The 12,025-nt window shown below is 43.8% G+C and carries 9 protein-coding genes; 5 read left to right on the top strand and 4 right to left on the bottom strand.

Annotation, left to right across the window (positions count from 1 at the left end; genetic code table 11):
* Nucleotides 1–353: 353 nt before the first annotated feature.
* The 4 genes from AC4EG4_RS04805 to csaB form a co-directional block, all read right to left on the bottom strand.
* Complete coding sequence (locus AC4EG4_RS04805) at nucleotides 354–1,925, bottom strand: hypothetical protein (protein WP_490987078.1); 1,572 nt, start codon at nucleotides 1,923–1,925, stop codon at nucleotides 354–356.
* Nucleotides 1,926–1,929: 4 nt separating this feature from the next.
* Nucleotides 1,930–3,450 carry a murein biosynthesis integral membrane protein MurJ gene (gene murJ, locus AC4EG4_RS04800; protein WP_490987077.1) on the bottom strand — a complete coding sequence of 507 codons (1,521 nt, stop codon included), beginning with the start codon at nucleotides 3,448–3,450 and terminating at the stop codon, nucleotides 1,930–1,932.
* Nucleotides 3,451–3,518: 68 nt separating this feature from the next.
* Entirely contained in the window at nucleotides 3,519–4,694 is a 1,176-nt protein-coding gene (locus tag AC4EG4_RS04795) for a glycosyltransferase family 4 protein (RefSeq protein WP_490977435.1), read from the bottom strand.
* Nucleotides 4,695–4,717: 23 nt separating this feature from the next.
* On the bottom strand, nucleotides 4,718–5,827 hold the full coding sequence (gene csaB, locus AC4EG4_RS04790) for a polysaccharide pyruvyl transferase CsaB (RefSeq protein ID WP_490977436.1): 1,110 nt from the start codon (nucleotides 5,825–5,827) through the stop codon (nucleotides 4,718–4,720).
* Between the two features lie 133 nt (nucleotides 5,828–5,960).
* On the opposite strand from csaB, the gene AC4EG4_RS04785 reads away from it, so the two are divergent.
* Genes AC4EG4_RS04785 through AC4EG4_RS04765 form a run of 5 tightly spaced genes read left to right on the top strand, consistent with a single transcriptional unit; the run spans nucleotide 5,961 to nucleotide 11,405 of the window.
* A complete protein-coding gene (locus AC4EG4_RS04785; protein ID WP_490987076.1) occupies nucleotides 5,961–6,677 on the top strand; it encodes a WecB/TagA/CpsF family glycosyltransferase in 717 nt (238 codons plus the stop codon).
* Nucleotides 6,678–6,693: 16 nt separating this feature from the next.
* The gene (locus tag AC4EG4_RS04780; RefSeq protein WP_490987075.1) at nucleotides 6,694–7,965 is read left to right on the top strand and encodes a nucleotide sugar dehydrogenase; all 1,272 of its coding nucleotides are present in this window, start codon (nucleotides 6,694–6,696) and stop codon (nucleotides 7,963–7,965) included.
* An 11-nt stretch (nucleotides 7,966–7,976) separates the two neighbouring features.
* Entirely contained in the window at nucleotides 7,977–8,849 is an 873-nt protein-coding gene (galU, locus tag AC4EG4_RS04775) for a UTP--glucose-1-phosphate uridylyltransferase GalU (RefSeq protein ID WP_490977439.1), read from the top strand.
* A gap of 22 nt (nucleotides 8,850–8,871) precedes the next feature.
* Nucleotides 8,872–9,987, top strand: coding sequence for a glycosyltransferase family 4 protein (locus AC4EG4_RS04770; RefSeq protein ID WP_490987074.1), 1,116 nt, complete (start codon nucleotides 8,872–8,874; stop codon nucleotides 9,985–9,987).
* A gap of 14 nt (nucleotides 9,988–10,001) precedes the next feature.
* On the top strand, nucleotides 10,002–11,405 hold the full coding sequence (locus tag AC4EG4_RS04765) for an O-antigen ligase family protein (RefSeq protein ID WP_490987073.1): 1,404 nt from the start codon (nucleotides 10,002–10,004) through the stop codon (nucleotides 11,403–11,405).
* Nucleotides 11,406–12,025 lie beyond the last annotated feature (620 nt).

Genomic DNA, 12,025 nt, shown 5'->3' with positions numbered 1-12,025 from the left:
AAGTCGCTTCACTGCTCCAGCAGGAAAGACATTGGTCAAAGCTACTAGCGAGACCAATTCTTTGCGACGAAGCTAGCGCAGCGATGCAGGAGCACATGTATGCCCTTCGCCGTCTTGCGCTCCGGATTCTTGCGTGAAGTGATGAAAAAGATTGTCGGAACTAGTGTAACTTAGAAGTTGACGAGCAGGCTGCTCTCTTTAATTGTAGCCACACGCTCCAACCGGGCTGGCCGCGAAGACTCCTGTGGCCGAGCAAAAGCTAAAGACCCCGCGAAAAGTTTGAGAAAGTCACGGCTTGTTGAAAAATTCTCTTCTTTCCCAATCATAACTGTTTCAAAAATATCCTTTAACACCTAGTTCATAATACTCGTCACTTTTTCAATCAATTCGATGCCCTCGTCTTCTAAATAACTGAGTTTCGAGTCAATCATGTCATCAAAATAAGGATTTCGCTCCATTTCGAGTTCTTCCAGCAATATTTGTGTCTCTACCAAATCGAGCAAGGTCAGTTGAGGGTAATCATCTCCACTGAAGGTGCCATCAGGGCGTGCCTGGTACCAAAGGTCTCCATTTTCACGGATCCAACCGCCTTCTTCCTGGCCAAACTCTTCAATTCCGGTGGTCACTAACTCTGCGGCTTCCAAATACTCATCTTCCCCAGTATCGCCGTATGCCTGCAGCAAAATCTTTAATCCCCCCAACTCATGATTCAAAGAAGCGTGAGTCAAAGGTGTATTGTCGTCTTCATCAAAATAATCCACAATCAGCAAACCGCTGGCGGTTTCCAAGGTTTGTTCTTCTTCAATTTGGCTTAATAAATAATCAGCATACGTTTCAACTGCCATCTCGTCCTGGTCGATTTGGTCATCGTAAAGCTTGACCGTTTCATCCAAGTAAAAAGCGACATATTCGTTGTAACGCGTATCGACGTATGGAGCGGTAACTTCGTAAGCATTTTTCAGCCATGTGCTGGTGTATTCAGTCGGCCAACGGGAACCGTCAAACTCTGCTAAATAGTAAAGCAAATTGACGCGTGAATTTAAAATCATGGTTTCGTGGAACGCGGAAGGGTCTGTTTCATTCCAGCGCAATGCTTCGTCGTCTTCAAAACGGCCAATTGCACGACCGTACCCCATCTTGGTGCTTGGCTCAATAGAGAAAGGCAGCTTAGTGTAAGGGCCATCTGTGGTCAGCCAATTCAATTGAACGGTTTGATTGTGCAGGGAATGATCGATCCATTCTTCTTCAGATTCATCTGAAGAGAATAGGGGACGCTCGGACAACATGGCCCATGATTCGGCAAGATGCACGGGTCTCAGCCAAAATTCTTTGACAATGGAATCGCCTGAGAGTTCCAACTCACGCACTTCTGTGGAAAGTTCGCGCAGGTGGCTGCTTGTGCCATCTTCGTAAAAGGCATCCATTTCTTTGGAAATATACACATTGCTTTGAAGAAGCTCAAGGTTAGAGCCTTTTATGGTGCCAAATGGATTGACCGTTTCATCGACACCGAACACGTCATGGTAGTCGTGTTCGACGACGGACGGATTCCAGCTGGTAAATTCAGCATCTTCCATTCCATCTACTGTAATGGCAGTTGGAAAAAACAGCCAGCTGCTGTTTTCCAAGCGCTCAAAAAGAAACTTAGACCCATTTCCCAATGTTCGTTCGGTAATGTCAATAAAGCCAATTTCTGAACCGAATAACTCGATGTTTGCCCGGTGGCTCACATCCTGGGTGTTTTCCATCGTTCGTTCTGTTACTTCTATAGAAGAAACAGTAAATAATGCCGGCAATTCGATAGACACGGCCAATTCATCGCCCTGGTAAATTTCATTGTTCTCTTTGATGGAGATAAAAAGAATAAATAATAATAGCGCGGACAGCAAGAAGATGCCTGCTCCCCATATCACTTTCTTAAACACATCATCACCCTTTCTTTTTGCGTTTGATTAATCCCATAAAGCGCCGGAATCCGGCTGGGTGCATAAATCTGAGCAGTACGGCATAAACAACAACGCCAATAGGAACAAGGACTGCCAGCTGAAGGAGGGGTGGCCACTCAGTAGCGGAGAAGGCAATTTTGGCTCCCCAGACCGAGAGCCCCATCGCAGCAGCGGGAACAATGACGCGGACGGCCATCGATAAAAATCGTTTAAATTCCTGCATGCCCAGATCTTTGTAGACGACAATCATGGATAGCGTGAAATAATAAACCGAGACAATAGACGCGGCGAAAGCCAAAGCCAAATAGCCATAGTCATCTACCAGGAACCAGTTCAGCAAGAAGTTAAGGACGATGGTCGTGACGCTGATGCGAAAAACGATTGCGGTTTTTCCGCGGGCATACATCGATTTCGAAAGCATGAGCTGCATGCCCTGAAAAATAATGATTGGCAGATAAAACAGCAACGCCATATACGTATAATCGGCATCCTGTGCAGTAAAGGCGCCTCCTTCATAAATGAAAGAAATGATCGCATCTCCGACTACCAGCAATCCGACAGAAATCGGCACAAGCGTGACAAACGAAATCTCCATTCCCAAAAACAAGGTATCTTTGAATTTTGCTTTATCAGTTGCCTGCTCTGACATTAATGTAAAAATAATGGCTGCCAATGTAGCTGCATAAATAGCATTCGGAATGCTGATGATCAAGGAAGCGTTATTTAAATAGGAAACAGCCGCTTCGATCGTACCGGATGCAAAAGCTTTGTTGACAAATAAATTCACTTGCCCCACGACCGAATTCAGCAGGGAAGGGATGATGAGAATCACAAAGGCTTTACGGAAATCAGATTCCATTTTCAAGGTGGGCTGCCATTTGTAATTTGATTTGTGCAAATAATACAATTGGATAATCGCACCAACGATAGTGCCTGTCACAAATCCATAAGCCAACGCATAAATGCCCCAGATGTCACTGAACAACAAGGCAAAAAGCGCGGACATGAACGTGGCAAGCAATTTTGAAACGAGTGTTGGAACAAAAATGCGGCGCGATTGAAGATAAGATTCCAACAGCCCTGCCAGTGCAATAAATGTCATGAAGATAAAGAAGACTTCGGTCATTTGGATCGCAATCACTTCAGTTTCCGGCAGCATGTTGCCGTAGATGAGCGGCACCAGCCAGCTGGCCAGTGACCATCCGGCAAGCGATACGCCGATAAACAACAGCATTGTCCAGTTCAACAAGGCATTGGCATTGCCGTCACCGGAGTCCATATTGCTTTGCTTGCGTTTAATATAGAGCGGCAGGAAGACGTTATTAAATCCAGTGGCGATCATGGCTACCACTAGTGTAATAAAGGAAAAAGCCAGAAAATAGCCATCGGTTTCTGCTGAAGCCCCAAATTCCCGGGCGACAATGGATTCACGCAGCAGACCCGATAGTTTTAATAGCAGCGCCAGGCCAGTGGTCCAAATGGCCGCTTTTTTAAGACTGGACATGAATTCACTTCTTTCTCATCAAAAAGCGGCTGGCTCAACTCGTGAGCCAGCCACTTTTCTTTGGATACTCAACTTTTTGTCAGCGCGTCTTGGTAAATCTTTTCGTATTTTTCGGCAGCAGCAAAATGCGAATACTGCTCGATAATTTTTGTGCGGGCCGCTTTCGCCAGCTTTTCGCCTTCTTCAGGATTTGCCAGTAAACGAATCATGGCATCCGACAGCTGTTCCACATTTTTTTCTTCTACGAGAAGGCCGTCTTTATTGTGATCGACGATTTCCTTTAAGCCGCCTACTGCACAGGCAATCAATGGAATGCCCGATCCCATCGCCTCCAGTGCGGAAATGGAAGTGGCTTCTTCTACGCCGGCAGAGTAGATGGAAGGAACTAATGCTATATCACTCAATGCGTAATACTGGATCATGTCTTTATGGGCAACTGCTCCAAGCATGGTGACATTGTTTTCAATGCCAAGCTCTTTTGCTTTTGCTTTCATTTCGTCCATCATTTCACCAGTTCCGGCAAAAACCAGGCGGGCGTTCGGGTATTTTTCCAATACTGGCGGGAATGCCAAAATCGGATAAATAACCCCATTTTTCTTCGTTAACCTGCGGGGAATAAAGAAAATGAGCTCATCCTGTGAAATATCGTACTTTGTCCGGAATTCGGCTCGGCGCTCCAGTTCCGGTTTGAAATCTTCCACATCGATAAAGTTTTTGATCATCGAAGCTTCTACGCCCGCTTCGCGCTTAATATACTCTTTGATTCGGGTATCGACGGTAATGACAGCACGTGTTTTTTGGTACATGCTGTATTCCACATCCAATAATTTCTGTGCGTGCTTGCTGCCCTCAGCGACAGATCCTTTGGAGATGCCTTCAAACGTCAAATAGCCGTGAGTTGTCGTAACGGTTGGCAGTCCGACGTTAAGAGAAGCGCGTGTTGCGAAAACGTCCTGGCCGTTGACAATATCAAAAGATTTATATTTGTCGTCTTTCAAAATCTGTTCAAGAAATTCCTGGCGGCGATTCAAAGTCCAGACATAACCCGCTCCGAGTGAAGCTTTATTCAATAGGAAAGAAGGGCCTCTGGCAATAAAATCCCGGCGCCATTTTGGCACGTCGGAAAAAGATAAAGTTTCGACTGTATGCCCCAAGTTTTCGAGGCCGGTCTTTAAGGTTGTCATATGTGTCGATAATCCACCGAGGTGGGGGTAATCATAGGTGGTCGCCAATAATATTTTCATTTACGATTTCCTTCCTGTAACACTTATTTCACAAAATTTTCTTGCAGCAGCTCGATATTGCGCATCGCTTCAGCATGAAGCTTGGCTACGTTTGGTTCCATCACTTGTTGTGCCTGTGCTTTGTTGTCCAGTAGGTATAACGCATTGGAAAGCAGTTTGGTTTCATCTATTTCTCCCAGACGGAAAGAATAGTCCCACATGCCTGAACGTTTCAAAAAGCTTTCCACTTTTTTGTCGTAGCTGAACCCGAGATGCGGTACGTTAGACAAGGCAGAGAAGATCAAAGCGTGCAAGCGCAAGCCGACGGTCAGCTCTGCGTGGCGAATAAAATTCAAAAACTCATTCGGCGTAAAATCTGAACCCAATAAATAGGTTTTATCGGAATGCTTCATCTTCGCCATGACCTCTTTTGAGGCAGGGACATCGTATTTTCCTTCCATTGGAACGAAAACAGGAGTCACGCCGCGCTGTTCAATCAGTTGATCGAGCAAATGAGCCGTTTTTTCGATATAGTCCGGATGGCTGAACCACGGACGGATCGTGACCGCGACAATTTTCTCGTCTCCCGTTAAAGGCAGCGATTCATAAGCGCGATCTTCTTCGTCTGCTTTAAAAGCAAAAACGATATCTGCCGTCACCACTGTTTCGGGACGTGTCACACCCAGCTGTTTAAGGTAATCTTTTGAGTATTGATCGCGGACAGTGATGAAATCAGCCCGATTGGCGAACAGTTTCATCAAAATTTTGCCCCAGGTCGAGGTGACAGGACCGATGCCTTGTGAAAAGAACATCACTTTTGTGCCACAAATCTTCGCAAGCATGACGATCAACAGATAATATGGAAGGGGACCAAACAAAAACTTCGTTGGGTATGTATCCTGAAGCAAGCCGCCTCCGCCGGAAATCATCAAATCTGCATTGCGCAACGCTTTTATTTTTTCTTTGTTTTCACGTCTCCATGCCCGGTAAACGGACTTCACGCCATATTCTTTGGCGGTTTGATCAGGTGACAGAGAAAACACGGTAATCTCAGGGTCAGTTAATTCTGCTCGCAAGTTATCAATAATTGCTTTCAAGATGGCTTCATCGCCGGTATTTCCCAAGCCATAAAAACCGGATAGTACTATTTTCACACTTTTTCCTCCTCAAACTAAAGCTCGTAAGCCTTGTCCTTGCTAAATTCTATCACTTGTTAAACAGCCTATGCAACTACTGTTGAAATCTGCTATACTATTAAAATTGAAAGCTAGTGAATAGAGGGTTCTAATGATGAAAGAAAGCTATTTAGGGGTGAATGTTTCACCTTTGTCATATGAAGGCATAATAGATGATTTACGATTGCGCATCGCGAGTGGCGAGCAGTCTACGATAATTGCAGTCAATCCTGAAAAAGTCATTGCTGCTGAACGGGATCCGAAAGTAAAAGAACTGATCAACGCGTCTACGTACCAAATAGCCGATGGCATTGGCATTTTGCTTGCCGCAAAAATAAAAGGCGGCAAAATCACATCGCGTGTCACGGGCGTTGACATGATGGCCAAGCTACTGGAATTTGCCACACACGAAAAACATCCAGTTTATTTTTATGGTGCAAAAGAAGAAGTCGTCGCAAAAGCCATCAGCAACATCCGACAAACCAACCCCGGCATACTGGTAGCGGGGCATACCAATGGCTATGAAAAAAACGAAGAAGCGTTAATCGAACGCATAAATAACAGTGGTGCCAAAATCATTTTTGTGGCACTGGGCAGTCCCAAGCAGGAATTGTGGATTCAACGGAACATGGGACGCCTCAAAAACGTCCAAGTATTCCAAGGGGTAGGGGGCAGCTTTGATGTGTTTTCCGGAACTGTCAAACGGGCCCCGCTAGTTTTCCGTAAACTTGGAATTGAGTGGCTGTACCGATTGATGGCCAGCCCATCCCGCATCAAACGCCAACTAAACTTACCCATTTTTTTAATGAAAGTACTACGATCACGCTAAAGGAGCTAATATAAAAATGAAGAAGTCTATCTGTGTTGTCGGTCTGGGCTATATCGGTTTGCCGACAGCGGTTATGTTTGCCAATCATGGCCATCAAGTCCATGGTGTGGATATCAATGAAAAAACAGTTAACATGATCGGAAATAAAGAACTTCATATAGAAGAAAATGGATTACTCGAACGCTTGGAAATGGCCATCGACAACGGTGCTTTAACAGTCGACACCAAACCGGCAGAAGCAGATGTCTTCATTATTGCGGTTCCTTCGCCAATCAACGCGGATAAAACAGCGGAACTGGAATATGTTCGACAAGCAACGGCTTCAATTGTTCCATTTTTGAAAAAAGGAAATTTGGTCGTGCTTGAATCGACTGTGCCGCCAAAAACGGTAGAAAATATTATGATTCCTGAATTGATTCAGTCTGGCCTTGAAATTGGTACAGATTTATTCGTTTCCCACTCCCCGGAACGCGTAATACCGGGCAAAGTGTTTACGGAATTGGTGTCGAATGATCGCATTATCGGCGGAATCAATGAAGAGTCTGCTCGCGTTACATCCGAACTGTACAAGTCATTTGTCAAAGGCCAAATGCACGAAACCGACACGACTACTGCTGAACTGGTAAAAGTTATGGAAAATACGTATAGAGATGTCAACATCGCTTTCGCCAATGAACTGGCGATGATTGCACAAAACATCGGTGTCAACATTTGGGAAGCCATTAAATTAGCAAACTATCACCCGCGCGTGAATATCCATACACCAGGTCCTGGAGTCGGTGGACACTGCATCGCTGTGGACCCATGGTTCCTAGTTGAACTGGATCCTGAGAAATCAAAGATTATTCATTTGGCCCGCCAGACGAACGATGGCATGCCTTCGTATACCGCTCAATTGACAGCGGACATCCTAAAGGCAAAAGGAATCACCGATCCAAAAATCGCCATCTTCGGATTAGCGTTCAAAGGCAACATCGACGATATGCGCGAAAGCCCTTCAGTGGAAGTGGTGGAGCAGTTTGTCCATCGAAACTTGAACGTAACAGCGTATGACCCGCATATCAAAGTGAATAATATTGCCGAACAAACTCAAGATCCGGAACAAGCTCTTACTGATGCATCTGCGTTGATTATTTTGACCGACCATCAGGCATTCAAAGATTTGGATCCTGCAACGCTCACATCCATGAAAAACAAAGTGGTAGTGGACACGAAGAATTGTGTAGACCGCGCGAAATGGGAAGCTGCCGGTTTTGATGTATACGTGCTTGGCGATTCTAAAAACTAGGAGGCAAGCCTATGAAAAAAGTTAGGAAAGCGATTATTCCCGCTGCTGGATTAGGTACACGTTTTCTACCCGCAACAAAGGCAATGCCGAAAGAAATGCTGCCGATTCTGGACAAGCCGACCATCCAGTACATTGTCGAGGAAGCGGTAGCTTCTGGAATTGAAGACATTATCATCGTTACAGGAAAAGACAAGCGGGCAATCGAAGATCACTTTGACTCTGCCCATTTTCTGGAGTCCCGGCTCGCAGAATCCGAAAAATTCGAATTGCTCAATGCGGTTCAACTATCGAGTAAAGTAGATATCCATTATATTCGCCAAAAAGCGCCTCTTGGTCTTGGCCATGCTGTCTGGACAGCACGCAAGTTCATTGGAGATGAGCCTTTTGCCGTTTTGCTTGGTGATGATATTATTCAATCGGAAGTTCCCGGACTGCAGCAACTGATGGAACAGTACGACAAAACCCAGTCTTCCGTCATCGGGGTCATGGAAGTGCCGGAAGAAGAAACGTATCGGTATGGCATCATGGACCCGTCCTCTAAAGACGGCCGCCTCTACAAAGCCAAGAAATTTGTTGAAAAACCAAGAGCGGGTACGGCTCCTTCTAACTTGGCGATTATTGGCCGCTACGTATTCACGCCGGAAATTTTCGGTTTTTTGGACAATATGAAAGTCGGTGCCAATGGAGAAATCCAATTGACCGATGCGATTGAACAGTTGAATGCTGTGCAACATGTTTACGGCTATGCGTTCGAAGGAAAAAGGTACGATGTGGGGGAAAAACGTGGATTTGTCGAGACGACGTTGGACTTTGCTCTGGCACGCCCTGAACTTCGCGATGATTTGCTGAATTTCATGAAACAAAAACTGGAAGAATACAAGTAAAGTTCGAAAGGAAGGCCTGTCTTTGAAAATTTTGCTCGTCTCCAATATGTATCCTTCAAATGCTTTTCCCAGCTTCGGTGTCTTTGTAAAAAACACCGAAGCCATTTTAAAGAATGAGGGATTTGCAGTAGACAAAGCAGTTGTCCGAAAAACGACCAAAAAGTCGAAGAAATTATTCGCTTATATTTGGCATTATGTTACAGTTATCCGTAAGGGTTTATTTGGAAATTATGATGCAGTTTACGTGCACTATGCAGCTCACAATGCATTCCCGCTGCTACTGCTGAAAAAGCTGAAACCATCTGTTCGAATCGTGACCAACGTCCATGGCAGTGATGTAGTGCCGGAAGTAGCATCGCAAGAAAAGTTTCAACCTTACGTGAAAAGGCTGCTGCAACAATCCACTATGATTATCACTCCTTCAAATTACTACAAGCAGCTAGTCCTTGAAAAATACAAAGTGGCCACGCCCATTAGCATATTTCCTTCAGGCGGTGTGGATTCATCTGTCTTTTATCCCAACCCTCAATCGCGCGAACATCAATTGGCAGAGCTGGGCCTAGACTCAGAGTTGCGTTATTTTGGATATGTAGGGCGAATGGACGTAGGCAAAGGCTGGGATCACCTACTAAAAGGATTTTCAGCTTTTCTCGAACAGAACCCAACTGAAAAAAGCAAAACACGTTTAATCATGGTCGGTTCAGGAAAAGACGATGCCGCATTTTTTCAAATGAGGTCAGATCTTGGCTTGGATGACTATGTCCTGCATTTTCCCTTAATGAAACATCAAGATTTAGCGGCCATCTACAACATCATTGAACTTTTCATATTCCCGACCACCCGAAAAGGCGAAAGCCTTGGTTTGGTGGGACTTGAAGCAATGGCATGCGGCACGCCGATTTTGGCTAGCCGCATCGGCGGCATTTTGGACTATGTTCAAGATGGAGCCAACAGCTGGTTGTTTGAAGTCGGGGATTGGGAAGATTTGGTTAGGCAATTGGAGCTGTATAACCAATTCACAATGGAAGAAAAACAACAAATCGCTAAAGCAGCTTTTGAAACTGCACAAAATTATGATCAGCGAAAGATTCAGTCGAAGCTTTCAGCCATATTTCATGAACTTGAGCTAACTAAATGAAAGAGGATTTTACAATGGACTCTAAAAAAATTCTAATACTCTTTATAGCATTTATTGCTATTCAACCGATCATCGATGTTCTGACGACGGCTTCTATTTTTCTCGTGGACACCAGCTTAACGGTAGGCGTCTTGTTGCGGACCATGTATATGGTGCTCGCGCTGGTCTTTTTGCTGTGGTTTGCAAGAACCAGCAAAAACAGCCGTATTTTTGTGGCCTACTTAATTGGGCTTGCCGTACTGATAGGCATCAACATTATCAGCAACCTGCAGATCAAAGATCCCTATTACCTGTTTCAAGAGCTCAAGTTTTTCAATAAAGTGATTTACTTCCATATTGTGTTGTTTGGACTTTTGGCAGTCTATCGCCAGCTGAAAGATAAGGACTACAATATTGCCAGTCAAACAACAAAATACTTATGGATTTCGGGTATGTTTATCGGAATCATCTTTATCATTGCGCAGCTGACCGGAACCAGTTTGTCCAACTACTCACATACTAAAGTAGGTTTTACCGGCTGGTTTTATGCAGGCAATGAAATAGGTGCCATTATGGCGATTGTCTTGCCGATTATGGCTTTGTATGCAATTGAAAAAACCGATTCCTGGAAAAAATCATGGTCTTGGATTCCTTTTGTCCTGTTATCGATCGGTATGTTGGCATTGGGAACAAAAGTTGGGTATGGCGGGATCATCATTGTTCTGTTGTCTGTCTTTTTCGGAAGCCTGATTATGCTGCTGATGAAAAAGCGTTCCGCAACCATTAAAATCAATTTGTTGATTTCTACTTTCTTGACGGTTGTGTTGATTGCCATTACTCCAGTCACACCTGTCTTCGGCAATATGTTTGCCCACATTGATTCCCTTGGGATCAACTTTGGTGAGGCCGTTGAACGTCCAGGAGACGAAGAGCTGGTGGAAGGCGATGAAGGTTTTGAAGATCAAGAAGTAGTAGAAGAAGAAGATACCGGGATAACAGGTGCACAAGTACAAAACCTGGTATTTAGTTCACGCGAAACGTATGCGCAGTTTATGAAAGAAGATTTCCAAAACTCTCCGTTAATGCAGCAATTATTCGGGATGGGCTTTGCAGGGAATTACGAAATTCCTGAACCGGGCAAATCGCCAACCATGATTGAAATGGACTTTCACGATTGGTTCTATTCCTTTGGATGGATCACATTCATTTACATGATGGCGCCATTTGTTTGGTTTAGCGGTAAATTCTTGATCTACTTTGCAGTTAACATCAAGACCCATTTCACCTATTTCTATATTTTATACGGCGTTGCCTTCCTATTAGGAGTCGGAATCGCCTATACTGCAGGACACGTATTAACAGCACCGGCCGTTTCTATCTATGTAGCGGCGATCCTGGCCATGCTGACAGTCCATGAAGATCTGCTTAAATCGAAATAAACCCAATAATTTAGCCCCGAAAGAAAACGGATTTTCGTTTTCTTTCGGGGCTTTTTGTTTGGTGAAGGTAGAAACCACGTTGAAGTGCGTATCCGGTTGCAGCTAATCGGCAGTTTTTCTTAAATAGAAATGAGGTATAAAGACTAATGATATTTTTGAGCGATTTTGCTTTTTTACAGTTACCGGATAAAGTCGGTGAGTCATAAGGTACGAAAAATAAAATTTTGGAGGAATATAATAGCAATAAATCGATACTTTTTATAAAAAAACAGGAATGGAAATATAGAAAAATAAAATATAAGTGATAGTTTTCATAAAAGGAGTGATTTTTAGAAAAAAATACTTTTTTTATCAATATATATATAGGTAAAAAGATTTATTTAAAGTTTTTTAAATTCTGAAAACGGTATTAAACGTAATTCTTCTGAATTATTTTTGGCATTATTAGTAAAATCTTTGATATATTATTACATTAGTGGTTGATTTACCGTATTTCTTTGGTAAACTAAGTAAGAGTTTAGTTATCAGCTGAAACCTTTCATTAGACCTACAACAAGTAGAGTTAAAGTATCGTTCATTAGACATACTTAACCTACATATGGTGGGAATTGTCAGGTAGA

It is taken from the genome of Planococcus sp. TJ-201 (genome assembly GCF_058268495.1).
This window is presented reverse-complemented; position numbering and strand designations above follow the sequence as displayed.